The sequence below is a fragment of the Roseicyclus sp. genome, from assembly GCF_965662675.1.
Classification (GTDB): Bacteria; Pseudomonadota; Alphaproteobacteria; order Rhodobacterales; family Rhodobacteraceae; genus Roseicyclus.
This window is the reverse complement of the sequence record NZ_CBFIIK010000003.1, coordinates 74,100-97,038: the sequence shown is the minus strand read 5'-3', so window position 1 is coordinate 97,038 and position 22,939 is coordinate 74,100. Positions and strand designations below refer to the sequence as shown.

The 22,939-nt window shown below is 63.9% G+C and carries 24 protein-coding genes; 18 read left to right on the top strand and 6 right to left on the bottom strand.

What is annotated here, in order from left to right:
- Positions 1-106 precede the first annotated feature (106 nt).
- The 9 genes from ACTG4J_RS01605 (at position 107) to ACTG4J_RS01565 (ending at position 6,666) form a co-directional block, all read left to right on the top strand.
- A complete protein-coding gene (locus ACTG4J_RS01605) occupies positions 107-988 on the top strand; it encodes an HpcH/HpaI aldolase/citrate lyase family protein (protein WP_439136744.1) in 882 nt (293 codons plus the stop codon).
- Complete coding sequence (locus tag ACTG4J_RS01600; RefSeq protein WP_439136743.1) at positions 988-1,542, top strand: NnrU family protein; 555 nt, start codon at positions 988-990, stop codon at positions 1,540-1,542. Before ACTG4J_RS01605 ends, ACTG4J_RS01600 begins: the two co-directional genes overlap by 1 nt.
- Positions 1,543-1,549: 7 nt before the next feature.
- Positions 1,550-1,753, top strand: a complete 204-nt coding sequence (locus ACTG4J_RS01595; RefSeq protein ID WP_439136742.1) for a DUF1737 domain-containing protein — start codon at positions 1,550-1,552, stop codon at positions 1,751-1,753.
- Between the two features lies 1 nt (position 1,754).
- On the top strand, positions 1,755-2,795 hold the full coding sequence (locus ACTG4J_RS01590; RefSeq protein WP_439136741.1) for a MaoC family dehydratase: 1,041 nt from the start codon (positions 1,755-1,757) through the stop codon (positions 2,793-2,795).
- A gap of 188 nt (positions 2,796-2,983) precedes the next feature.
- Positions 2,984-3,367: a succinate dehydrogenase, cytochrome b556 subunit gene (sdhC, locus tag ACTG4J_RS01585; RefSeq protein ID WP_439136740.1), complete on the top strand. Its 384-nt coding sequence runs from the start codon at positions 2,984-2,986 to the stop codon at positions 3,365-3,367.
- A gap of 11 nt (positions 3,368-3,378) precedes the next feature.
- Positions 3,379-3,750: a succinate dehydrogenase, hydrophobic membrane anchor protein gene (gene sdhD, locus ACTG4J_RS01580; protein ID WP_439136739.1), complete on the top strand. Its 372-nt coding sequence runs from the start codon at positions 3,379-3,381 to the stop codon at positions 3,748-3,750.
- Between the two features lie 8 nt (positions 3,751-3,758).
- Positions 3,759-5,579 (top strand): succinate dehydrogenase flavoprotein subunit, encoded by a 1,821-nt coding sequence (sdhA, locus tag ACTG4J_RS01575; protein ID WP_439136738.1) that lies wholly within the window; start codon positions 3,759-3,761, stop codon positions 5,577-5,579.
- Entirely contained in the window at positions 5,576-5,857 is a 282-nt protein-coding gene (locus ACTG4J_RS01570; RefSeq protein WP_439136737.1) for a hypothetical protein, read from the top strand. The genes sdhA and ACTG4J_RS01570 overlap by 4 nt, the downstream gene beginning before the upstream one ends.
- 29 nt (positions 5,858-5,886) lie before the next feature.
- On the top strand, positions 5,887-6,666 hold the full coding sequence (locus ACTG4J_RS01565; RefSeq protein WP_213685352.1) for a succinate dehydrogenase iron-sulfur subunit: 780 nt from the start codon (positions 5,887-5,889) through the stop codon (positions 6,664-6,666).
- Between the two features lie 56 nt (positions 6,667-6,722).
- On the opposite strand, the gene trpS is transcribed toward ACTG4J_RS01565, so the two are convergent.
- Positions 6,723-7,748 (bottom strand): tryptophan--tRNA ligase, encoded by a 1,026-nt coding sequence (gene trpS / locus ACTG4J_RS01560; protein WP_439136736.1) that lies wholly within the window; start codon positions 7,746-7,748, stop codon positions 6,723-6,725.
- Here trpS and ACTG4J_RS01555 point away from each other — a divergent pair.
- Positions 7,747-8,532, top strand: coding sequence for a rhomboid family intramembrane serine protease (locus ACTG4J_RS01555; protein ID WP_439136735.1), 786 nt, complete (start codon positions 7,747-7,749; stop codon positions 8,530-8,532). The two genes, trpS and ACTG4J_RS01555, sit on opposite strands and share 2 nt — an antisense overlap.
- Here the strand turns inward: ACTG4J_RS01555 and murJ are convergent.
- The 3 genes from murJ to ACTG4J_RS01540 are packed head-to-tail and all read right to left on the bottom strand — an operon-like array spanning position 8,529 to position 14,026.
- Positions 8,529-10,136, bottom strand: coding sequence for a murein biosynthesis integral membrane protein MurJ (gene murJ / locus ACTG4J_RS01550; RefSeq protein WP_439136734.1), 1,608 nt, complete (start codon positions 10,134-10,136; stop codon positions 8,529-8,531). The two genes, ACTG4J_RS01555 and murJ, sit on opposite strands and share 4 nt — an antisense overlap.
- A gap of 1 nt (position 10,137) precedes the next feature.
- Positions 10,138-12,963 (bottom strand): [protein-PII] uridylyltransferase, encoded by a 2,826-nt coding sequence (locus ACTG4J_RS01545; RefSeq protein WP_439136733.1) that lies wholly within the window; start codon positions 12,961-12,963, stop codon positions 10,138-10,140.
- Positions 12,923-14,026: a penicillin-binding protein activator gene (locus ACTG4J_RS01540; protein ID WP_439136732.1), complete on the bottom strand. Its 1,104-nt coding sequence runs from the start codon at positions 14,024-14,026 to the stop codon at positions 12,923-12,925. The genes ACTG4J_RS01545 and ACTG4J_RS01540 overlap by 41 nt, the downstream gene beginning before the upstream one ends.
- 174 nt (positions 14,027-14,200) lie before the next feature.
- Between ACTG4J_RS01540 and rsmI the strand changes: the two genes are divergently transcribed.
- The 3 genes from rsmI (at position 14,201) to gshB (ending at position 16,469) form a co-directional block, all read left to right on the top strand.
- A complete protein-coding gene (gene rsmI / locus ACTG4J_RS01535) occupies positions 14,201-15,097 on the top strand; it encodes a 16S rRNA (cytidine(1402)-2'-O)-methyltransferase (RefSeq protein WP_439136731.1) in 897 nt (298 codons plus the stop codon).
- Positions 15,094-15,450, top strand: coding sequence for a YraN family protein (locus ACTG4J_RS01530; protein WP_439136730.1), 357 nt, complete (start codon positions 15,094-15,096; stop codon positions 15,448-15,450). The genes rsmI and ACTG4J_RS01530 overlap by 4 nt, the downstream gene beginning before the upstream one ends.
- A gap of 83 nt (positions 15,451-15,533) precedes the next feature.
- A complete protein-coding gene (gene gshB, locus ACTG4J_RS01525) occupies positions 15,534-16,469 on the top strand; it encodes a glutathione synthase (RefSeq protein ID WP_439136729.1) in 936 nt (311 codons plus the stop codon).
- 3 nt (positions 16,470-16,472) lie between these two features.
- On the opposite strand, the gene ACTG4J_RS01520 is transcribed toward gshB, so the two are convergent.
- On the bottom strand, positions 16,473-18,011 hold the full coding sequence (locus ACTG4J_RS01520) for a YifB family Mg chelatase-like AAA ATPase (RefSeq protein WP_439136728.1): 1,539 nt from the start codon (positions 18,009-18,011) through the stop codon (positions 16,473-16,475).
- Between the two features lie 47 nt (positions 18,012-18,058).
- Positions 18,059-18,751, bottom strand: a complete 693-nt coding sequence (locus tag ACTG4J_RS01515; protein ID WP_439136727.1) for a glutathione S-transferase — start codon at positions 18,749-18,751, stop codon at positions 18,059-18,061.
- A 178-nt stretch (positions 18,752-18,929) separates the two neighbouring features.
- On the opposite strand from ACTG4J_RS01515, the gene ACTG4J_RS01510 reads away from it, so the two are divergent.
- From ACTG4J_RS01510 to ACTG4J_RS01490, 5 genes are all read left to right on the top strand, one after another.
- Entirely contained in the window at positions 18,930-19,811 is an 882-nt protein-coding gene (locus ACTG4J_RS01510; RefSeq protein ID WP_439136726.1) for an RNA polymerase factor sigma-32, read from the top strand.
- Positions 19,808-19,939, top strand: a complete 132-nt coding sequence (locus ACTG4J_RS01505; protein WP_439136725.1) for a hypothetical protein — start codon at positions 19,808-19,810, stop codon at positions 19,937-19,939. Before ACTG4J_RS01510 ends, ACTG4J_RS01505 begins: the two co-directional genes overlap by 4 nt.
- Positions 19,940-20,069: 130 nt before the next feature.
- On the top strand, positions 20,070-21,266 hold the full coding sequence (coaBC, locus tag ACTG4J_RS01500) for a bifunctional phosphopantothenoylcysteine decarboxylase/phosphopantothenate--cysteine ligase CoaBC (protein WP_439136724.1): 1,197 nt from the start codon (positions 20,070-20,072) through the stop codon (positions 21,264-21,266).
- Positions 21,267-21,311: 45 nt separating this feature from the next.
- Positions 21,312-21,779 carry a dUTP diphosphatase gene (gene dut / locus ACTG4J_RS01495; protein WP_439136723.1) on the top strand — a complete coding sequence of 156 codons (468 nt, stop codon included), beginning with the start codon at positions 21,312-21,314 and terminating at the stop codon, positions 21,777-21,779.
- Positions 21,780-22,826, top strand: coding sequence for a HesA/MoeB/ThiF family protein (locus ACTG4J_RS01490; protein ID WP_439136722.1), 1,047 nt, complete (start codon positions 21,780-21,782; stop codon positions 22,824-22,826).
- Positions 22,827-22,939 lie beyond the last annotated feature (113 nt).

Genomic DNA, 22,939 nt, shown 5'->3' with positions numbered 1-22,939 from the left:
GACATTATTTTGCTGCGATGCGGCATGCCAAGGCTTGCCTTCGCGGCCAAGCTGTGATCCCTCGGACGCCGAGAACTGCCCCAGCCTGCCGAGAAGGAGGTGGTCGATGGACCTTCGCGCACGCCCTTACCGTTCCGTTCTTTATATTCCCGGATCGCGCGACCGTGCGCTGGAAAAGGCGCGCGGCTTGGCCGTCGATGCGATCATCTTCGATTTGGAAGACGCGGTCAGCATCGAGGAAAAGGCCAATGCGCGCGCGCTGTTGGCCGCGACGCTGGCGCAAGGCGGCTACGGCGCGCGGGCGCAGATCGTACGGATCAACGGGATGGACACGATTTGGGGCGCCGACGATCTGGCCGCGATTGCCGCTGTCGGGCCGGAGGCGATTTTGTTGCCCAAGGTGGGATCGGCGGCCGATGTGGCGGCAGTGGCCGGAATGCTCGACGCGATCCCGGCGGCAAAGGACACGCAGCTTTGGGCGATGATGGAAACGCCCATCGGCATCTTGAACGCCGCCGAGATCGCGCGCGCGCCGCGCATGGCGGGGTTCGTGATGGGCACCAATGATCTGGCCAAGGATCTGGGATCGCGCACGCGCGGTGCCATGACCATGGCCTTGCAGCATTGCCTGTTGGCGGCACGCGCGGCGGGCATCATCTGTGTCGACGGGGTCTATAACGCGTTCAAGGACGAGGAAGGCTTGGCCGCCGAATGCGCCGAGGGGCGCGATTTCGGCTTTGATGGCAAGACACTGATCCACCCGGCGCAGGTGGCGATCGCGAATGCCGCCTTTGGCCCCAGTGCGGACGAGGTCGATCTGGCCCGGCGTCAGATCGCGGCCTATGAGGCGGCGCTGGCCCAAGGTCAGGGGGTTGCGGTCGTCGATGGCAAGATCGTGGAAAACCTGCATGTCGAAACGGCCCGTGCTACACTGGCCAAAGCCGATGCGATTGCAGCGGCAGAGCAAGCACAAGGGGATGTCGCGTGATGGGTTATCTGGTTTTGATCATCGGGATCGGTCTGTTCGCGGGGGGGCATTGGGTCAGACGGCTGGCGCCCGAGAAACGCGCGGCTTGGGGTGACAAGGGCAAGGGGATCTTGTCGCTGATCATGCTGTTGGGCGTGGTGGCGATGGTGATCGGCTACCGCAACGCGGGCTTCGCCGCCGTCTGGGTGCCGCCCGCCTTCATGACGCATATCGCCAACCTGTTGATCCTGATCGGATTTTGGTTTTTTGCCTTGTCGTCGATCAACGGCACGATGGCCGCGCGGGTGCGTCACAAGCAGTTGACGGGCGTCAAGGCTTGGGCGGTGGCGCATCTTTTGGTGAATGGCGATCTGGCCTCGATCATCTTGTTTGGCGGCATGCTGGCTTGGGCGGTCGTATCGGTCATCTTGATCAACCGCGCCAACCGCGCATGGGAGCGGCCCACTGATACCAGCGTGCTGAAGGATGCAATCGCCTTTGGCGTGGGTGCGGTGCTTTATGGCGTCGTCGCATGGGTCCACACATGGCTTGGCTATTACCCTTTCCCGATGTGAGGCTGGGATGAAGATCTATCGTTTGCTGACCGAGGATGACACCTCAACCTTTTGCCACAAGGTGTCCGAGGCGCTGTCGAAGGGCTGGGTGCTGCATGGCGACCCTGTGATGTCTTTCGATGCGGCGCGCGGCGTGATGCGCTGCGGGCAGGCCGTGACCAAGGAGATCGACGCGCCCTATAGCCCCGAGATGAAGCTGGGGGCGCAATAGGATGGCGGCGACCAAAACCAATGCCGGCCGTTTTTTCGAGGATTATCGGCTGGGCGAGGTGATCGCCCATGCCGTGCCGCGCACCGTATCGGGCGGTGAGCGCGCGCTTTATCACGCGCTTTACCCTGCGCGCGGGGCAATCCATTCCTCGGATGAATTCGCGCGGGCCTGCGGGCTCAAGGCCAGTCCGATGGATGATCTGATCGCCTTTCACACTGTCTTCGGCAAGACGGTGCCCGATATCTCGCTCAATGCGGTGGCCAATCTGGGCTATGCGGAGGGGCGCTTTCATGCGCCTGTCTGGCCCGGCGATACGCTGACCTCGCGCTCGACGGTGATCGGGCTGAAAGAGAACTCCAACGGCAAGACCGGGGTGGTCTATGTCCGCAGCGAGGGGCGCAACCAGCATGGTGATGTGGTGCTGGATTATGTGCGCTGGGTGATGGTGCGCAAACGTGATGCGGCGGCCCCGGCGCCCGATCCCGTGGTGCCGGAACTGGCATCGGTCGTCGATCCGGCGACATTGGTGATCCCGGCGGGGTTGGATTTCACGGGTTATGATTTTGTGCAGGCCGGCGAGCCGCACCGCATCGGCGATTATGCCGTGGGCGAGGTGATCGACCATGTCGACGGCGTCACCATCGAGGATGCCGAGCATATGATGGCGACACGGCTTTGGCAGAACACCGCCAAGACCCATTACGACGGCACGCTGCGCGAGGATGGGCGGCGGTTGATCTATGGCGGGCATGTCATCTCGCTGGCGCGTGCGCTGAGTTTCAACGGGCTGGCCAATGCGCAGATGATCGTAGCGATCAATGGCGGCGCCCATGCCAACCCATGTTTCGCGGGCGATACCGTTCGGGCATGGTCGGAGGTGCTGGATCTGGCCCCCACCACGGCCCCCGGTGTGGGGGCGATGCGCCTGCGGCTGGTGGCGGTGAATGCCGCGGGCCAAGCAGGCGCGCTGCGCGATGCAGCGGGGAAATACCTACCGCATGTCTTGCTCGATCTGGATTATTGGGTGTTGATTCCATCATGATAGGTGGTGAATGCCACTTCGTGATCACATGATTGAAAAGCGTGATCACAAAAGACAGATCTGCGGCGTTACGCCCCAAGGCTTGGCCCGATAAGCCCGATCGTTGCAGGTGACAGTGACGTAAAAGGCGCTATTGATTATCATGACAACCGCCAGACCTTGAGAGAATAGCCGGAAGGGGTTCAGCCATGGCCGATGTGAACCGGGGAAACAGACCGCTTTCCCCCCATTTGACGATTTATCGCCCACAGTTGAACTCGATCACCTCGATCTTCGTGCGTATCACCGGCAACGGTTTGATGGTCGGCGCGATCGCGGTGGTTTGGTGGTTAATGGCTGCCGCAAGCGGTGGCGCTTATTTCAGCGTGATCGACGGGCTGATCACATCGGTCTTGGGCGATATCGTGATGGCGCTGTCGGTTCTGGCGCTATGGTATCACGCGCTGGGCGGCGTGCGGCACCTGATCTGGGATACCGGGCGCGGGCTTGATGTGGCGATGTCCGACAAGCTGGGCTGGGCGATGATCATCGGTTCGGTCGTGCTGACCGCGCTGACCTTGATCGCGATCTGAGGGGGGGCATGATGGCCTATGTAACCGACCGCAAGCGCGTGACGGGTCTTGGTTCCGCCAAGTCGGGGACCGCGCATCATTGGACGATGACGGTCACCTCGGTGGCGCTTTTGCTGCTGACGCCGTTCTTCCTTTTCATCATTGGCGGCCTTTTGGGCCAGCCCCATGCCGATGTGGTGACCAGCCTGTCGCGGCCCATGCCCGCGCTGGTCGTATCGGCCTATCTGGTTGTGGGGATGCACCACATGCGTTTGGGCATGCAGGTGTTGATCGAAGATTATTTCCGTGGGTTGAGCCGCAAGGTCGGCCTGATCGTCACGACGATCCTATGCTACGGGCTTGCCGCAGGCGGGCTGGTGGCACTGGCGCAGATTGCACTGTGAGGACGTAGATGAAAGATACACTCTCCCCCGCCTATGAGCTGAACACCCATACCTATGACGTCGTCGTGGTGGGTGCGGGTGGCGCTGGCTTGCGCGCGACGCTGGGCATGGCCGAGCAGGGCCTCAAGACGGCCTGTGTGACCAAGGTTTTCCCGACACGTTCGCACACCGTTGCGGCCCAAGGCGGCATCGCGGCAAGCCTGAGCAACATGGGGCCGGACCATTGGCATTGGCACATGTATGACACAGTCAAAGGGTCCGATTGGCTGGGTGATACGGATGCGATGGAATACCTCGCCCGCGAAGCGCCCAAGGCGGTTTATGAGCTGGAACATTACGGCGTGCCCTTCTCGCGCACCGAGGATGGCAAGATCTATCAGCGCCCCTTCGGCGGCCACACCACCGAATTCGGCGAAGGCCCCCCGGTGCAGCGCACCTGTGCCGCCGCCGACCGGACGGGTCACGCGATCTTGCACACGCTTTACGGCCAATCGCTGAAGAACAATGCCGAATTCTATATCGAGTATTTCGCCACTGATTTGTTGATGGATGATGAAGGCAAATGTGTCGGCGTCGTGGCGTGGAAGCTCGATGATGGCACCATGCATGTCTTCCGCGCCAAGATGGTCGTCTTGGCGACAGGCGGCTATGGCCGCGCCTATTTCTCGGCGACTTCGGCCCATACCTGCACCGGCGATGGCGGCGGCATGGTCGCGCGTCAGGGCTTGCCCTTGCAGGATATGGAATTCGTGCAGTTCCACCCCACCGGCATTTATGGCGCGGGCTGCCTGATCACCGAAGGTGCGCGTGGCGAGGGCGGTTATCTGACCAATTCCGAAGGCGAGCGTTTCATGGAGCGTTACGCGCCGACCTACAAGGATCTGGCGTCGCGCGATGTGGTCTCGCGCTGCATGACGATGGAAATCCGCGAAGGGCGCGGTGTGGGCAAGGATGGCGATCACATCCATCTGCACCTGAACCATTTGCCGCCCGAAACGCTGGCGCTGCGCCTTCCCGGCATCTCGGAATCGGCGCGCATTTTCGCAGGTGTCGATGTGAACAAGGAACCGATCCCGGTTCTGCCGACGGTCCATTACAACATGGGCGGCATTCCCACGAACTACTGGGGTGAAGTGCTGCGCCCCACCGCCAAGAACCCCGACGCGATCGTGCCGGGCCTGATGGCCGTGGGCGAGGCGGGCTGTGCGAGCGTGCATGGTGCGAACCGCCTTGGATCGAACAGCTTGATCGATCTGGTCGTCTTTGGCCGGGCCGCCGCGATCAAGGCGGGCGAAGTCGTCGACCGCGACAGCGCGGTGCCTGATGTGCCGAAAGCCTCGCTCGATTTCGCATTGTCGCGTTTCGACGGAATCCGCCATGCTTCGGGCAATATCGCCACCGCCGAATTGCGCCTCGAGATGCAAAAAACGATGCAGGCCGACGCAGCGGTGTTCCGTACCGACAAGACCCTGGCCGAAGGCGTGGAAAAGATGACGGGCGTCGCTGCCAAGATGGATGACATCAAGGTCACGGATCGCTCGATGATCTGGAATTCGGACCTCATGGAAACGCTGGAGCTGACGAACCTGATGCCAAACGCGATGGCCACCATCGTTTCGGCAGAGGCGCGCAAGGAAAGCCGCGGCGCACATGCGCATGAGGATTATCCCGATCGCGACGACAAGACATGGCGCAAGCATTCGCTGGCCGTGGTCGATGGCGAAAAGGTCGATCTGGATTACCGCCCCGTGCATCTGAACCCGCTGATGGGCCATAACGAGGGCGGTATCGATCTGGAGAAGATCAAGCCCAAGGCGCGGGTCTATTGATCCGCGCGCTGCCCCTTTTGGTGCTGGTGCTGCCCTTGCTCGCGGCCTGTGGGCAGGTGAGCGAAGAGAATGCTTATGCGCAATGCAGCGAGCGTGCGCGTCTGGCCGTCCAACCCCGTGGCGAGATCGGCTTCGGGGTCGGGTCGGACGGGCCGGCGGCAAGGGGTAGCGTAACGATCAGCAGCGATTTCATCGCAGGGCGCGACCCGCAAGTCGTGTATGACAATTGTTTTCGACAACTCACAGGTGCGGGGCCGACGCGGCCCTTGATCTTGTGACCGCCGACCGGACCCGGAGGATATGATCCATGGTTGAACTGGCTCTTCCCAAGAACTCCCGTATGCGCACGGGCAAGACTTGGCCCAAGCCCGCAGGGGCGAATAATCTGCGCAAGTTCCAGATCTATCGCTGGAATCCCGATGATGGCGAAAACCCGCGCGTCGATACCTATTGGGTCGATATGGATAGCTGCGGCCCGATGGTTCTGGACGCGCTGATCAAGATCAAGAACGAGATCGACCCCACGCTGACCTTCCGCCGGTCGTGCCGCGAGGGGATTTGCGGTTCTTGCGCGATGAATATCGACGGGATCAACACGCTGGCCTGCATCTACGGCATGGACGAGATCAAGGGCGATGTGAAAATCTACCCGCTGCCGCATATGCCGGTGATCAAGGATCTGATCCCGGATCTCACGCATTTCTATGCCCAGCATGCTTCGATCATGCCATGGCTCGAGACCAAGACCCAGCGCCCCGAAAAGGAATGGCGCCAGTCGATCGAGGATCGCGACAAGCTTGATGGGCTGTATGAGTGCGTGATGTGCGCCTGCTGTTCGACCTCTTGCCCCAGCTATTGGTGGAACGGTGATCGCTACCTTGGGCCAGCCGCGCTTCTCCATGCTTATCGCTGGATCATCGATAGCCGCGACGAGGCGACGGGTGAGCGCTTGGATGATCTGGAAGATCCCTTCAAGCTGTATCGCTGCCATACGATCATGAACTGCGCCAAGACCTGCCCCAAGGGGCTGAACCCGGCCAAGGCGATCGCGTCGATCAAGAAGATGATGGTGGAACGCCAGCTGTAAGGCGCATTTTCAGCGCAAAAGCGAATGACCCCGCCCCCAAAAGGCGGGGTTTTTCGTTAGCTGCGCAGCATGCCGACGATGTCATAGGTGTGCGCAAGGATCGGCGCGGTGATCGCGCGCGCGCGCTCGGCCCCACGTCCCAAGATGCGGTCGATCTCGGCGGGGTCGGCCATCAGCCGCGTCATCTCGGTCGAGATGGGGGCGAGCTTGTCCACGGCCAGATCGGCCAAGGCCATCTTGAAATGGCCGAAAAGCGCGCCGGCATGCTGGTCCAGCACCGCTTGGGGGGTGGTATCGGCAAGGGCTGCGTAGATATTGATCAGATTGCGCGCCTCGGGCCGCGCCTCAAGCCCCGCCAGCGCTTCGGGCAGCGGGTCGGGGTCTGTCTTGGCCTTGCGGATCTTCTTGGCGATCTCATCGGCGCTATCGGTCAGGTTGATGCGTGTCTTGTCCGAGGGGTCGGATTTCGACATTTTCTTGGTGCCATCCTGCAGGTTCATCACCCGCGTCGCCGCCCCCTCGATCACCGGCTCGGCGATGGGGAAGAAATCGACGCCGTAGTCATGGTTGAACTTGGCCGCGATGTCGCGGGTCAGTTCGATATGCTGTTTCTGATCCTCGCCCACCGGCACATGGGTGGCGTGATAGACCAAGATATCGGCGGCCATGAGCGCGGGATAGGCGAAGAGCCCAAGGGAGGCGGCTTCGGCGTTCTTGCCTGCCTTGTCCTTCCACTGGGTCATGCGGCCCATCCAGCCCATGCGCGCGATGCAGTTGAAGATCCACGCCAGTTGCGCATGTTCGGGCACTTGGCTTTGGTTGAAGAGGATGGATTTTTCCGGGTCGATGCCGATGGCGAGAAATCCCGCGCACAGCTCGCGCGTGTTGTGGCGGAGTTGCCCGGGTGGGGGCAGGGTGGCGGTGATCGCGTGCAGATCGACCATGCAAAAGATCGTCTCATGGGTGCCGGCTTCCTGCATCTCGACGAAGCGTTTCATCGCGCCGAGGTAATTGCCCAGCGTCAAGCCGCCGGAAGGCTGGATGCCGGAAAACACGCGCGGTGTGAAAGCGGTCTGTGCCATGATCATTCCTTGGCTGGTCGATGACGCCGCCCCACTGGCCAAGCGCCGCGCCATCGCTTACCCACGGGGGCAGAGCGCGTCAACCGAGGGCAGGCCGGGCATGGAAGACTACAAGACATCACCGTTCAACGCCTTGCCGCCCGTGGTGATTGCATTGGCGGTCGTGATCATGGGGTTGGAGCTGATGTTCCAAGCGGCGAGCATGGGGCTATTGGGTGGCGCGGCCGGGGTCGGTTGGCGGCTTGATGCGATCCGCGACTGGGCCGTTTTCGATGAAATCGCGGCCTATATGCGGGCGCGTGGCGAGGTGTTGCCGGGGGAACTGGTGCGGCTTGTCAGCTATCCGCTGATCCATAGCGGGTTCGTGCATGCGGCATTCGTCGTGGTGTTCATTCTCGCCATCGGCAAGATGGTGGCCGAGGTGTTTTCGCCGCTTGCCTTCGTGGTGCTGTTCTGGGCTTCGGCGATCTGCGGGGCGGTGGGGTTTGTTGCGCTGATCGACAGCCCCTATCCGCTGATCGGGGGGTATCCCGGTGTCTATGGGCTGATCGGGGCCTTTACCTTCATCATGTGGACCGAGGCCCGTTTGCGCGGCGGCAACCGCTACCGCGCCTTTGGCCTCATCGGGATGCTTTTGGCGATCCAGCTGTTCTTTGGCCTGCTGGAAGGGCAGTTCGCCAATGTGGTGGCCGACCTGTCGGGCTTTGCTGCGGGGTTTGCGCTGTCCTTTGTGCTGCGTCCGGGGGGGATCGCGCGGCTTTTGGACAAGCTGCGGCAGCGCTAGCGCCGTCTGAGGGCGTTGGTGAATTCCGAAAGCCGGAAGGCACCCAAAAGTTGGCCCGCCGCCGCATAAAGCGCCATCCCGCCCAACACCAACACCAAAAGCGCGATATAGCGCCAGCCCGACGTTCCGAGCAGCGGTGCCAGCACGGTCGCGCCGATCACAAGGCCCAGCCCCATGATCAGTGCCGCCAAGATGATCCGGCCCATCCTGTCGCGATAGCGTTCGTCGAAGCGGGCGACCTCGCCCATGCTGCGCTTGCCGCGCAGAAGCAGCCAGACCATCGTCCAACCCGCCACGCTGGTGGCCAGTGCCGCGCCGACGAAGCCGATGACGAAGGACAGCCCGATCGCGACGACCGCATTGACCACCATCGCCACCAGCGCGAAGCGGAATGGGCTGCGCGTATCTTCGCGCGCGAAGTAAAGCGGTTGCAGCACCTTTTGCAGCACGAAGGCCGGTAGCCCCAGACCATAGGCCGCCAACGCGAGCGCCGTTTGCGCGGTGTCTTCGGGGCCAAAGGCGCCACGTTCGAACAAGACCGCGACCAAGGGCGCGGGGATCACGCAAAGCGCCACTGCGGCGGGCACGGTCAGGGCAAGGCTGATTTCGCCCGCCCGGCTGAGCGCATCGCGCCCGCCGATGGTATCGCCCGCCTGCAAACGGCGCGACAGGTCGGGCAAAAGCACGATGCCGATGGCAATCGCCACCACGCCCAGCGGCAATTGGTAAAGCCGGTCGGCCAGCGACATCCATGCGATGGCACCGTCGAAAAAGCTGCCGACTTGGCGGCCGACGAGCAAGTTCACCTGCACCACGCCAGCGGCCAGCATCGCGGGCAGCATGATGATGGCCAGACGCCGCATATCGGGGGTGATCTTGGGCATTTGCGGCACCAACCGAAAGCCGATCCGCGCGGCCACGATCCAGACCAAGGCAAGCTGCGCGATCCCCGCCAACACGCTGCCCCAGACCAGAAGCGTTCCGTGATGCAACCCGGTCAACGAAGCGGTGGTCGGGGTGTCGACGGCGATCGTGGCCCCGGCCACAAGCCCGCTTTCGGCCAAGATCAGCGCCGCGATCAAGATCAGGTTGAGCAAGATCGGCGCGGCTGCGGCGGCGGCGAAACGCCCCGTCGCATTGAGAAGACCCGACAAAAGGGCCGCAAGCGAGATGAAGATGATATAGCCAAAGGCCACCCGCCCCATATCGACGGCCAGCTCCAAACGGATATCGCCCGCGAAACCGCCCGCCATCGCCAGCACGAACCACGGCATCGCCAGTTGCGCCAAAAGCGTCAGCACGATCAACACGCTGGCCAGCCCCGAAAACGCATCACGCGCAAAGCCCAGCGGGTTTTCGCCCGCCTCGAGCTTTTTCGAGAACATCGGCACGAAGGCCGTGTTGAAGGCGCCTTCGGCGAAAAAGCGGCGGAACATGTTGGGCAGCGAAAAGGCGATGAAAAACGCCTCGGCCACCGGCCCCGTGCCCATATAGGCTGCAATCAGGATGTCGCGCACGAAGCCGAGGATGCGGCTGGCCAAGGTCCAGAAACCGACAGTGATAAAGCCCGCGATCAGGCGGATGGGACGCGCGACCGCCGCCATCTCAGGCGCCCGCCCGTTCAGCCACGCGCGCGATCGCGTCACGCAGCTTGCGCTCAAGCGCCTCTTGGCGGGATTTGGTGTGCAGCTTCAGGCCGAACATGTCCTTGACGTAGAAGGTATCGACCACCTGCGCGCCATAGGTCGCGATCACGGCAGAGGAAATATAGATGTTGGAGGCCGCCAGCGTCTTGGTCAGATCATAAAGCAGGCCGGGGCGGTCGCGGGTGTCGACCTCGATGATGGTGTAGATTTCCGAGCCGTCATTGTCGAAGGTGATATTGGTCGCCACCTTGAAGGGGCGCTCGCGCTTCTTGATCTTTTCGCGGCCTTCCAGCGCGCGCGAGGCCACGACCTCGCCCTTGAGCGTCTTGTCGATCATCTCGCGCAGGCGCGGCAGGCGGCGCGCCTCGTAGGGGTTGCCCTCGGCGTCTTGCACCCAGAAGACGGCGGTCGCATAGCCATCCTTGGAGGTATAGGTGCGCGCGTCCACCACATTGGCGCCGACCAGTGAGAGCGCACCGGCAAGCCGGCTGAAGATGCCGGGGTGATCGTTGAGCGCAAAGCATACGCGCGTCGCGTCGCGGTCAAGGTCTTCGCGGGTGTCGATGCGGATCTCGTCTGCGCCCAGATCGCGCAGCATTTCGGCGAAGGTGACTTGGGTGGCGAGATCGAGACCTTGCCAATAGGGGCCATAATGGCGGTCCATCTCGGCCTTGAGATCGGCCTTTGCCCAACCGCTCAGCGCGTCGCGCAGGGCGCGCTTGGCCTCACCCTCGAGCTTGTCGCGGTTGAGATCCTCAAGCCCGGTATCAAGCGCCATGGCGGTCGCGCGATGCAGACCGCGCAACAGCGTGGCCTTCCAATTGTTCCATGTATGCGGCCCGACGCCCCGAATGTCGCAAACCGTCAGCACTGTCAGCAGGTCGAGCCGTTCGCGGGTTTTCACCGCCTTGGCGAAATCGCGTACCGTGCGCGGGTCGGCGATGTCGCGCTTTTGCGCCATGTCCGACATCAGCAGATGGTAGCGCACCAGCCATTCCAGCGTTTCTGCCTCGGCCTGTTTGAGCCCCAAGCGCGGCCCGATACTGCGCGCGATGCGGGCCCCAAGGATCGAGTGATCCTCTTTCCGTCCCTTGCCGATATCGTGCAGCAGGCAAGCCAGATAAAGCACCTTGCGGTTGATCCCCTCCTTCAAGATGCCAGAGGCGACCGGAAGTTCCTCTTTCAACTCGCCGCGTTCGATCTGGGCCAAAGTCGAGATGACTTGGATCGTATGCTCATCGACCGTGTAGCTGTGATACATGTTGAACTGCATCATCGCGACGATGGGGGCGAATTCCGGCAGGAAGGCGGCCAGCACGCCAAGCTCGTTCATCCGGCGAAGCGCGCGTTCGGGATTGCCATGCTTGAGCAGCAGATCGAGGAAAATCCCCACCGCCTCGGGGTCGCGGCGCATCTCGTCGTCGATCAGCTTGAGATTGGAGGAGAGCGCGCGCATCACATCGGGATGCAACAGGTAGCCCGTGCGCAACGCCTCTTGAAACAGGCGTAGCATGTTGAGCTTGTCGGCGAAAAACACCGCCTCATTGGCCACGCTGATGCGATTTTGCTTCACCACGTAGCCGGGCTTGAGTTTCTTGCGCCGCGTGCGCCCGCGCAGAAAGCCCAAAAGTCCCGGCTCCTGCTTGACATGGCGCGCTTCGAGCTCGGTCAGGAAGATGCGCGTCAGCTCGCCCACGCGGGTGGCGTGGCGGAAATAATCTTGCATGAAGTGCTCGACCGCGCGCCGCCCAGAATGGTCACGGTAGCCCAAGCGCTCGGCCACGGCGACCTGATTGTCGAAGGTCAGTTGGTCCTGCGCGCGCTCGGCGATCAGATGCAGATGGCAGCGCACCGCCCATAGAAAGCGTTCGGCCGCGTCGAATGCCGCGAATTCCTCGGGCAAGAACACGCCAAGTGCCACCAACTCACCCGCCCGCGTCACACCATGTTCGTATTTCGCGATCCAGTAGAGGGTTTGCAGATCGCGCAGCCCGCCCTTGCCTTCCTTGACATTGGGCTCGACGACGTAGCGCTGGCCGCCTTGCTTGCGGTGTCGGGTGGCGCGTTCTGCAAGCTTGGCCTCGATGAAATCGCCCACCGTGCCGCGGAAAAGCTGGTTGCGCAGGGTTTTTTGCAACTCTTGTGCGATGGCGGCATCGCCGGTGATCTGACGCATCTCGAGCAAGCTGGTGCGGATCGTCACATCTTGTTTGCCGAGCTTGAGACACTCCTTGAGCGTTCGGCTGGCATGGCCGACTTTCAGATGCAGATCCCACAGCATGTAGAGGGCGAATTCGATCACCTTTTCCATCTGCGGCGTGATCTCGCGGGAGCTGACGAAAAGCAGATCGACATCGGAATGCGGGGCCATTTCGCCACGGCCATAGCCGCCCACGGCCATCACGGCCATCCGCTCGGTTTCGGCCGTGCCACTTGGTGCGACATGCGCATGGGCGGCATGCAACACCGCCCGCACCAGGCCATCGGTTAGATGGGTATAGGCGCGGGTGATGCGCCGCGCGGTCAGCGGCTGCGCGGCGATCCCCGCGGTGATGACCGCGCGGCCCTTGTCTTGTGCCGCCTGAAGGCATTGGGTCGCCGCCGCGCGCAATGCGCCCGCATCGGTCAGCCCTGCGATCGCGGCGTCAAGTTCGGCACAGAGCGCGGCTTCATCCAGAATCTCATGCGCCGGTGCGATCAGCTCGCCCGGTTCGGATGCGGTCGGTGGAAGGGTCGGGTTTCGGTCAGAAACCGAAACCGCCAAGGCGTCTTGGGGCGGGGTCAATCATGGCCACCTGATTTTGGGTTACCTGCGCGATCGCCATGGCCCGTTCGTTCGTGCCATCGCTGCGCAGCCGGAATACCCCGTTCGCGCCCTGAAAACCAGAGCTTGCCGTCAGATCGCCAGTGCCAATACGGCCCGTGGCGGCGGCGGTCTCGCCCACCGCGCGGATCGCGTCATAGCCCAAGGCGCCGAGGATATGCGGTGGTCCGCTGAAGGACGCCGCGTAGCGGGCGTTGAAATCGGCCGTGGCCTGTGGGTCGGGCACGGCGAACCAGCCCCCTTGCAGCCCCGAAAGCTCCAGCGTTTGCGGCGGCGTGTCCCAACGCGTCAGCCCCATCATCCGCACCGCGCCGACATCGAGGCCGTTCTCGGGCAACAACTGCGCCAAGAAGGGCAGGGCGCCGGCGCTGTCGGCGGTCATCATCAGCGCGTTCGCGCCGCTGTCATTCACCGCCCCCACGATGCGCGGCACGGCCTCGATCACGCCGGTTTGCGAGAATTCATATGGCACGACCGAGACGACAGTCGCGCTCGAAGCTTGCGCTGCACGCAAGACCGCGTCGCGCGCCACATCGCCGGCCAAGTTCTGCGCATGCGCCACCACGATGCGATTGCGCCCCTGCGATGCGGCATAGGAGACGACCCGCGCCGCGGTATTGGCGAAGGTATGGCCCAAGACGAAGACATTGCCGCCCGCGATCTCGGTGTTATTGGAGAAACTCAGCACCGCGACATTGGAGCTGGCGACCGCAACGCCGACGGCGGCGGCGGCATCCGAGCGCAAGGGGCCGACGATGACATCGGCACCGGCGGCGACCGCTTCGCGCGCGACATTGGCCGCGGTCGCGGCCTGGCCCGCTGTATCATAGACCGTGATCTCGATCGTGATCCCCTGCAGATCGGCGACCGCCATGCGCGCCGCATTCTCGAGGCTGCGCGCGATGACCGCGTCGCCGCCTTGTTGCGAACTCATGGGCAAAAGCATGGCTACCTGAACGGTCTGGCCGCCGACACGCGGACCCGCGCCCGTGCCGGTGCCTTGGCAGGCCGCAAGCAGGGCCATGGCTCCAAAAAGACCGACGAGCCGCAAGGGCTTGCGGAAAAGACGCAAAGCGGAAATCATCGCACACTCACCTCCGATGGACGCTGCCATTCCTACGGCCCTAGGCTAAGGCGTTCGCGGTGACAAGTAAACGATGCCGACACCATGTGCGGCGCGACGGGCGGGACCTCACCGATGCATGATGACGAACAGGCCGCCGATGCGGCGATCGCGCGGCAAAAGCCCTTGGTCGCCGGGCTTTACCTCGTCGCCACCCCGATCGGGGCGGCACGCGACATCACCTTGCGCGCGCTCGATATTCTGAGCAGCGCCGATGTATTGGCGGCCGAGGATACCCGCACGCTGCGCCATCTGATGGAAATTCATGGCATCAAGCTGGGTGGCAGACCGCTTTTGGCCTATCATGATCACAATGGGGCCGAGGTGCGCCCGCGCATCTTGCGTGCGCTGGCCGATGGCAAGAGCGTGGCCTATGCCTCGGAGGCGGGGACACCGGTCGTCGCTGATCCGGGCTATCAGCTGGCGCGTGCGGTGATCGAGGCGGGAATGCCCGTGACCGCCGCCCCCGGACCATCCGCCGCGATCATGGCATTGAGCATCTCGGGCCTGCCGTCGGATCGGTTCATGTTCGCAGGCTTTCCCCCGGCGCAGGCCGGTGCCCGGGCACGCTGGTGCGATGAGATCGGCACGGTGCCTGCGACGCTTGTCATCTATGAAAGCCCCAAACGCATTCACAGATTGTTAGGTGAATTGTGCGAAGCATGGGGTGAAGCGCGAGAGGCGGCGTTGTGCCGGGAGCTGACCAAACGCTTCGAAGAGGTGCGGCGCGGCACCTTGGGCAGCTTGCGCGACGCGCTGGCGGATGCCCCTGTGAAGGGGGAAATCGCCTTGGTCATCGGGCGGCCCTTGGCCGTGGTGGCCGATGCGGCCGATATCGACGCGGCCCTGCGCGACGCCTTGGGCCGTTTGCGCGTGAAGGAAGCGGCGGCAGAAGTGGCCGAGGCATTGGGTTTGCCCCGGCGGGATGTGTATCAGCGCGCCTTGGCGCTCAAGGATGAGGATGCGGGATGAGTGGTTTGAAGTCCTATCTGGCGGGCAAGGCGGCGGAGGATACGGTTTTGGCGGCCTACCGTGCATCGGGTTATCGGTTGTTGTGCCGCCGCTGGCGCGGTGCTGCCGGTGAGATTGATCTGGTCATGTCGAAGGCGGGCGAGATTGTTTTCGTCGAGGTGAAATCCTCTCGCAGCTTCGCGCAGGCCGTGGCGCATCTGACGCGGCACCAGGTCGGGCGGCTCTTGGCCAGCGCCGAGGCCGCGCTTGGGTTTTTCGGCACAGGCTCGCTGACACCAATGCGCTTCGATGTCGCCTTGGTCGATGGCAGGGGGCGTATCGATGTGATCCCCAATGCGCTGCAGGCAGGTTAAGGCGCGGCGTCACCGCCCGGTCTTGCGCCTTGGCCCGCGACGGGCCAAACAAGGGTGTCGCGCAAAGCCCGGGAGCTTGAAGCATGAAAGTCGCCTTTCAGATGGACCCGATCGGGTCGGTCAATATCGATGCCGATAGCAGCTTTCGCCTGGCCGAAGAGGCGCAGGCGCGCGGCCATGACCTTTTCTTCTATACCCCTGATCATCTGAGCTATCGCGAGGGGCGCATCATGGCGCGCGCGCACAGCCTTCGCGTGCAGCGGGTCAAGGGCGATCATGCGCATTTGGGGCCGATGATCGATTTGGATCTTGCCGATGCCGATGTGGTCTGGCTACGCCAAGATCCGCCTTTCGACATGGGGTATATCACCACCACGCATCTGCTCGACCGGCTCAAGGGCCAAACCTTGGTGGTCAATGACCCGTTTTGGGTGCGTAACAATCCCGAAAAGCTGCTGGTTCTCGATTTCCCCGATCTGACGCCGCCCACCACCATTGCGCGCGATCTGTCGGTTTTGCGCGCGTTCAAGGAAAAGCACGGCGATATCATCCTCAAGCCGCTTTACGGCAACGGCGGCGCAGGGGTGTTCCGGCTTCCCGAAAGCGACCGCAATCTCAATTCCTTGCATGAGCTGTTCACCGGCATGAACCGCGAACCGCTGATCGCGCAGAAATTCCTGCCCGATGTGGCCAAGGGCGATAAGCGGATCATCTTGGTCGACGGACATCCCGCGGGTGCGATCAACCGGGTGCCTGCGGTGGGCGAGACACGCTCGAACCTGCATGTGGGTGGGCGGGCCGAAAAGATCGGCCTGACCGCGCGCGAGCATGAGATTTGCGCCGCCATCGGCCCGCGCCTGCGCGAGATGGGGCAGATCTTCGTTGGCATCGATGTGATCGGCGGCTACCTGACCGAGATCAACGTGACATCGCCCACAGGAATTCAGGAATTGGAACGTTTCGATGGTGTTAATGTCGCCGGCCTGATCTGGGATGCGATCGCGGCGCGGCTTGGCTGAAGCTCAGCCTGCACCGCCCATCAAACGATAGCCGATGGCCTCGGCGATATGGGGATGGCCGATTGTGTGGTCCCCCTCCAGATCGGCGATGGTGCGTGCCAGACGCAAGATCCGGTGATAGCCGCGTGCGGTCAGCTTGAAGCGGTCGGCGGCCTGCAGCAAAAGCGCCTTTCCCGCCGCATCGGGGGTGGCGATCTGGTCAAGCAGCGCGCCCTCGGCATCCGCGTTCACCCGTGCCGACGCGCCAAGCGCGGAGAAACGGGCCGCCTGCACCGCACGCGCGGCCGCAACGCGCTTTGCCACGACGGCGCTACGTTCACCCGTCGCGGGCAGGTCGAGATCGGCATAGGCCACCGGCGGCACCTCGAGGCGCAGATCGAAGCGGTCCATCAAAGGCCCCGAAATGCGCCCCATGTAGTCCGATCCGCACAAGGGCGCGCGCCCGCAGGCCTGCGCCGCATCGTAAAGCTGGCCACAACGGCAGGGGTTGGCCGCCGCGATCAGCAAAAAGCGGCAGGGATAGGTGACATGGGCATTGGCGCGCGCCACCACCACATCGCCCGTTTCGATCGGCTGGCGCAGGGTTTCGAGGACCGCGCGAGGGTATTCCGGGAATTCGTCGAGGAACAGGACGCCGTTATGCGCAAGGCTGATCTCGCCCGGCTTCGCCCCGCGCCCACCGCCCACGATGGCCGCCATGGAGGCCGTGTGATGCGGCGCGCGAAAGGGTCGCGTGCGCGAGATGCCGCCATCGTCAAGCAGCCCTGCCAGCGAATGGATCATCGAGGTTTCCAAAGCCTCCGGCGCGGAAAGCTGCGGCAAGATGCCGGGCAGTCGCGCGGCCAGCATCGACTTGCCTGAACCCGGGCTGCCGACCATCAGCAAATGGTGGCGGCCGGCGGCGGCGATTTCCAGCGCGCGTTTGGCGCGTTCTTGGCCGCGCACTTCGGAGAGGCATTTGGGATGGGCTGTCGCCACGACTTCGCCGGGGCGGGCGGGTTCCAGCGGTGCGCGCTCGGTCAAATGGGCGATCAGCGCGGCCAGATCGCGGGCGGCAAAGACCGTGGTGGCGCCGACCCAAGCCGCCTCGGCCCCGCAGCCTTGGGGACAGTAGAGCACGCGACCATCCTCGCCTGCCGCAAGCGCCGTGGGCAGCGCGCCGATGACCGAGACCAAACTGCCGTCGAGCGACAATTCCCCCAGCGCCATCGCCTCTTCGACCTTTTCGCGCGGGATGATGTCGAGCGCCGCCAAGAGTGCCAGCGCGATGGGCAGGTCGAAATGAGACCCCTCCTTGGGCAGATCGGCGGGCGAGAGGTTCACGGTGATCCGCTTGGAGGGGAGCGCGATGGCCATCGCCGAAAGCGCGGTGCGCACCCGTTCGCGCGCCTCGGACACGGCCTTGTCGGGCAGGCCCACCACCGAAAAGGCCGGGATGCCGGGGGTGATGGCGCATTGCACCTCGACCCGGCGCGCCTCGAGCCCCTCGAAAGCGACGGTATTGATACGGGCGAGGCTTTCGGCGCGGGCTGTGTCGAACATGGTTAACGCTTAGCGGCGAAGCCTTAACCAATGGTAAATGCCGCCGGTCACATCTCCGGCGGCGCGATGGGAAAGGGCAGGCGCGGCAGGCCCATCTCGTAGGTCGGCTGTTCCGGGCCGTCGGATAATCCCAAAGCGCGCCAACTGCGCAGCGGCATATGGGCCAGATGTGCCGCGACATAGGCTTGCGCGTGGTCCGATACGGGCAGGCCATAACCCGCGATGCGCATGGCCACAGGGGCGTAGAACACATCGGCCAGCGTGTAGGCACCAAAGAGGAAGGGCCCCGCCGCGCGGGCACGCGCGGCGGCCCAAATCGCCTCGATCCGGGCGAGGTCGGCCAGCACCGCCTCGGACGGGGTGAAGCCCCCCCATGCCGTGCGCAGGTTCATCGGGCAGGCGCCGCGCAGGGCGGCAAAGCCCGAATGCATCTCGGCGATCAGGCTTTGGGCCATGGCGCGTTGTGTCGGCTCGAGTGGCAAAAGCCCACGCTCGGGAAAGGCCTCGGCCAGATGCCATGCGATGGCGATACTATCGGTCAAAAGCCCGCCTTGGGGCGTCTTGAGCGCGGGCACGCTGCGCAGGCCGGGGGCGAATGCCGCCAGATCGTCGGCAAATTCCGCGCGGTAGAGGATATTCGATTGCACCCGGACCGGGATGTCGAAGGCCGCGAAGGGAAGCCAGCCGCGCAGCGACCAGCTCGAGTAGGAGCGATCCCCGATCAAAAGCGTGTAGTCCATCGTAAAATCCTTGTGTGATCCGGGCCGAATCCCTGGTGTCGCTTGGCGTTTCGGCACGATGTCACCGAAGGCAAATTTTTTTCCATCCCAAAAGTGAACCGGAACGCGATTGGCTGCGTAACACTTAACAGAACGTGACTTGCCGATGCGTGATCAAGAGGAACCGGGGGGGTCCCAGATGGCACTAGACATGGGTAGCGATCAGAACCTCAGCCGCCGCGCGATGCGGGCGGAGCTTCTGGATGCGGAAACGGAATTGCGGCTGGCTTATGCCTGGCGCGACCAGCGCGATGAAGAGGCGCTGCACCGGCTGGTGACAGCCTATATGCGCCTTGCGATCTCGATGGCGGCCAAGTTCAAACGCTACGGCGCGCCGATGAACGACCTGATCCAAGAGGCGGGTCTGGGCCTGATGAAAGCTGCCGACAAGTTCGATCCCGATCGCGGCGTGCGCTTTTCGACCTATGCCGTGTGGTGGATCAAGGCATCGATTCAGGATTACGTCATGCGTAACTGGTCGATGGTGCGCACCGGGTCCACCTCGTCGCAAAAATCGCTGTTTTTCAATATGCGCCGTGTTCAGGCAAGGTTGGAACGCGAGGCACAGGCTGCGGGCCAAAGCCTTGATAAGCACCAGCTGCGCCAGATGATCGCCACCGAAGTGGGCGTGCCACTGCATGATGTCGAGATGATGGAAGGGCGTTTGGCCGGGTCCGATTACTCGCTCAACGCCACGCAATCGGTCGATGATGATGGGCGCGAATGGATCGATGCGCTGGAAGATGACAGCGCGCAGGCCGCCGAGATCGTCGAGGCAAGCCATGACACCGCCCAGCTGCGCGATTGGCTGATCATGGCGATGCAGGCGCTCAATGAGCGTGAACGCTTCATCGTGCGCGAACGCAAACTGCGTGACGAGCCGCGGACGCTGGAAAGCTTGGGCGATGAGCTGGGCCTGTCCAAGGAGCGTGTGCGCCAGCTTGAGGCGGCAGCATTCGCCAAGATGCGCAAAACGCTCGAGGCGCAATCCAAAGAGGTTCGGTCATTCTTCGCCGCGTGATCCTCCATGCGCCATTGGCGCTTTTGGCGGGGCTGTTCGTCCTGTCGATCTCTGTCGCCGCACCCGATGCGCGGATAGGGTCCGATGAGGCCGTGGTGCCGACCCAGATCATCGCCTTTCTGCGCTAGGCGTCGGGCCGCAGCGTTCGCGTGACGCAGCACCTATGGCGCGCGCCGCAGGGGCGGCCGAGGGAGATTGGCATTGCCCTTGGCATGGCGGGCCCCTAACCTTCCGCGCGGAGCAAAAGGGCGACCGGGGATGCTGGCGGATAAGCGGATTCTCTTGATCATCGGCGGCGGGATCGCGGCCTACAAGGCGCTCGACCTGATCCGGCGACTGCGCGAGCATGGCGCGCATGTGACCCCGGTGCTGACGCGGGCGGGCGAGGAATTCGTCACACCACTGTCAGTCTCGGCCCTGGCCGCGCAAAAGGTTTACCGCGATCTGTTCGATCTGACCGATGAGGCCGAGATGGGCCATATCGAGTTGAGCCGCGCCGCCGATCTGGTGGTGGTGGCCCCCGCCACGGCCGATCTGATGGGCAAGATGGCGGGGGGGCTGGCGGGTGACTTGGCCACGACGCTTTTGTTGGCGACCGACAAGCGGGTGCTGATCGCGCCCTCAATGAATGTGCGGATGTGGGAGCACCCTGCGACGCAGCGCAATCTGACGCAATTGCAGGCCGATGGCGTGCTGATGGTTGGGCCGGGCGAGGGGCCGATGGCCTGTGGCGAGTTCGGGCCGGGGCGCATGGCCGAGGTGCCCGAGATCGTGGCGGCCATTTCTGCCGCACTTGGCGATGGGCCGCTCAAGGGGCGGCATGTGCTGGTCACATCCGGCCCCACCCATGAGCCGATCGACCCGGTGCGCTACATCGCCAACCGCTCATCAGGGGCGCAAGGGGCGGCACTTGCGGCAGCGCTGCGCGATCTGGGGGCAAGGGTGAGTTTCATCACCGGTCCCGCCAGCGTGCCGCCGCCTTTCGGTGTCGATGTGTTCGCGGTGGAAACGGCGCAACAGATGGCCGATGCGGTGGCGGCGGCACTTCCGGCCGATGCGGCGGTCTTTGCCGCGGCGGTGGCCGATTGGCGGGTGGCCAATGCCGCCGGGCAGAAGATGAAGAAGGATGGCACGGGCAGGCCGCCCGCGCTGGCGTTCGCGGAAAACCCCGACATCTTGGCCCATGTCGCGCAGATGGGCGCGGGGCGTCCGCGGCTTGTGGTGGGCTTTGCCGCCGAGACCGAGACGGTCGTGGCCCATGCCGAGGCCAAGCGCGCGCGCAAGGGCTGCGATTGGATCGTGGCCAATGATGTCTCGCCCGAGACGGGGATCATGGGCGGGGCCGAGAATGCGGTCACGCTGATCACCGCCGAGGGCGCGGAAAGCTGGCCGCGCTTGGCCAAGGCCGAGGTCGCCCGGCGGCTGGCCCTGCGCATTGCCGATGCGCTGGCCTGAGCGGCAAGGACGCATGCGTATTTTTGGAAAGATGAAGGGGGCGTTATGGGCGTTGTGATCGAGACCTTGCGCGAGGCATGGGCCGATCCCGGCGTGGCGCTGCCCGATTATGCCACTGCGGGGGCGGCGGGGGCCGATCTGCGCGCCAATCTGATGCCCGAGGATCGGGCGGCAGGGTTGATCTTGGTCCCCGGTGCGCGGGTCTTGGTGCCGACGGGGCTGCGCGTGGCGATCCCGCAAGGCTATGAGATGCAGATCCGCCCGCGCTCGGGCCTCGCGCTGAAGCATGGGGTGGGGCTGCCCAACAGCCCCGGCACGATCGACAGCGATTATCGCGGGCCCTTGGGGGTGATCTTGGTGAATTTCGGGCAGGAGGATTTCGTGGTGGGCCACGGGGACCGCATCGCGCAAGCGGTGATCGCGCCGGTGATCCAGGCGCGCTTCGTCATTGTGGATGGCTTGGATCAGACCGCGCGCGGCGCAGGCGGTTTCGGCTCGACCGGGGTGGCTTGAATGGTGTTCGTGCTGGCGCTGGGCGCAATGCTTTGGGGCTTGGGGCATCTGATGAAGACCCCCTATCGGGCGCGCTTCGTCATGCTGGCTTTGCTCTATCTTGCGGTCGTCGCGGTGCAGATCGTGCTGCCCATTACGCATCCCTTGCGACAGGCGACGGGTGGCTCGCTGGGTGAATGGTTGTTCGTGGGCATCTTGGTTGGGGTGGTTCTGGTCTATCGCGGTGGGCTTGGATGGTTGCGCGCGCGGGCGGATCGCAGCGTGCAAGCCGCGCCTGTAGCCGCACCGAAGGGGCCGTTCTCGGATGAGGAGTTGGAGCGCTACGCCCGCCATATCACGCTGCGCGAGATCGGCGGGTCGGGCCAGCGCGCGCTGAAGGCGGCGCGGGTGCTGGTCGTGGGCGCGGGGGGGCTGGGGGCGCCTGCGCTTTTGTATCTTGCTGCCGCCGGTGTGGGGCGGGTGGGCGTGATCGACGCCGATACCGTCAGCCTGTCGAATTTGCAGCGGCAGGTGATCCACACGGATGCGCGCCAAGGCATGCCCAAGGTTTTTTCGGCGCAGAAGGCAATGGCGGATTTGAACCCCCATGTCGAGGTCAGGCCCTATAACCGGGCGCTGGAGGAGGGGATCGCGGCGGAGCTGTTCGCCGAATATGATCTGATCCTCGATGGCACCGACAGCTTCGCTGCCCGCGCGATGATCAACCGGGCCGCAGTGCGCGCAGGCAAGCCGGTCGTGGCGGGCGCGATCTCGGCTTGGGAGGGGCAGGTGACGGTCTATGACCCGGCGCGCGGCGCGCCCTGCATGGCGTGCATCTTTCCGCAAGCGCCCGCGCCCGGGCTGTCGGCCACCTGTGCCGAAACGGGCGTCGTCGGGGCCTTGCCGGGTGTGATCGGAGCGATGATGGCGATGGAGGCCGTCAAGCTGATCACCGGGGCGGGGGTGCCCTTGGCCGGGCGGATGGTGATCCATGATGCCTTGATGGCGGAAAGCCGCGAGATCAAGCTGGCGCGGCGGGGCGATTGCCCGGTCTGCGGCGGCGTTTAGGGGGGCGCTGCCCCCCACACCCGTGCCGGGTGTTCCCCCCGGGATATTTTTGAAACGAAGAAGGGGTGCAGGATCGGCCCCTTTGGCCTATCTCGTGATCTGAAGGAGATTTC

Coding starts and splice junctions, on each gene's coding strand:
- ACTG4J_RS01605 (WP_439136744.1), top strand. CDS start 107: ATGGACCTTCGCGCACGCCCTTACCGTTCCGTTCTTTATATTCCCGGA.
- ACTG4J_RS01600 (WP_439136743.1), top strand. CDS start 988: ATGGGTTATCTGGTTTTGATCATCGGGATCGGTCTGTTCGCGGGGGGG.
- ACTG4J_RS01595 (WP_439136742.1), top strand. CDS start 1,550: ATGAAGATCTATCGTTTGCTGACCGAGGATGACACCTCAACCTTTTGC.
- ACTG4J_RS01590 (WP_439136741.1), top strand. CDS start 1,755: ATGGCGGCGACCAAAACCAATGCCGGCCGTTTTTTCGAGGATTATCGG.
- sdhC (WP_439136740.1), top strand. CDS start 2,984: ATGGCCGATGTGAACCGGGGAAACAGACCGCTTTCCCCCCATTTGACG.
- sdhD (WP_439136739.1), top strand. CDS start 3,379: ATGGCCTATGTAACCGACCGCAAGCGCGTGACGGGTCTTGGTTCCGCC.
- sdhA (WP_439136738.1), top strand. CDS start 3,759: ATGAAAGATACACTCTCCCCCGCCTATGAGCTGAACACCCATACCTAT.
- ACTG4J_RS01565 (WP_213685352.1), top strand. CDS start 5,887: ATGGTTGAACTGGCTCTTCCCAAGAACTCCCGTATGCGCACGGGCAAG.
- ACTG4J_RS01555 (WP_439136735.1), top strand. CDS start 7,747: ATGATCATTCCTTGGCTGGTCGATGACGCCGCCCCACTGGCCAAGCGC.
- trpS (WP_439136736.1), bottom strand. CDS start 7,748: ATGGCACAGACCGCTTTCACACCGCGCGTGTTTTCCGGCATCCAGCCT.
- murJ (WP_439136734.1), bottom strand. CDS start 10,136: ATGGCGGCGGTCGCGCGTCCCATCCGCCTGATCGCGGGCTTTATCACT.
- ACTG4J_RS01540 (WP_439136732.1), bottom strand. CDS start 14,026: ATGGCCCTGCTTGCGGCCTGCCAAGGCACCGGCACGGGCGCGGGTCCG.
- rsmI (WP_439136731.1), top strand. CDS start 14,201: ATGCATGATGACGAACAGGCCGCCGATGCGGCGATCGCGCGGCAAAAG.
- ACTG4J_RS01530 (WP_439136730.1), top strand. CDS start 15,094: ATGAGTGGTTTGAAGTCCTATCTGGCGGGCAAGGCGGCGGAGGATACG.
- gshB (WP_439136729.1), top strand. CDS start 15,534: ATGAAAGTCGCCTTTCAGATGGACCCGATCGGGTCGGTCAATATCGAT.
- ACTG4J_RS01520 (WP_439136728.1), bottom strand. CDS start 18,011: ATGTTCGACACAGCCCGCGCCGAAAGCCTCGCCCGTATCAATACCGTC.
- ACTG4J_RS01515 (WP_439136727.1), bottom strand. CDS start 18,751: ATGGACTACACGCTTTTGATCGGGGATCGCTCCTACTCGAGCTGGTCG.
- ACTG4J_RS01510 (WP_439136726.1), top strand. CDS start 18,930: ATGGCACTAGACATGGGTAGCGATCAGAACCTCAGCCGCCGCGCGATG.
- coaBC (WP_439136724.1), top strand. CDS start 20,070: ATGCTGGCGGATAAGCGGATTCTCTTGATCATCGGCGGCGGGATCGCG.
- dut (WP_439136723.1), top strand. CDS start 21,312: ATGGGCGTTGTGATCGAGACCTTGCGCGAGGCATGGGCCGATCCCGGC.
- ACTG4J_RS01490 (WP_439136722.1), top strand. CDS start 21,780: ATGGTGTTCGTGCTGGCGCTGGGCGCAATGCTTTGGGGCTTGGGGCAT.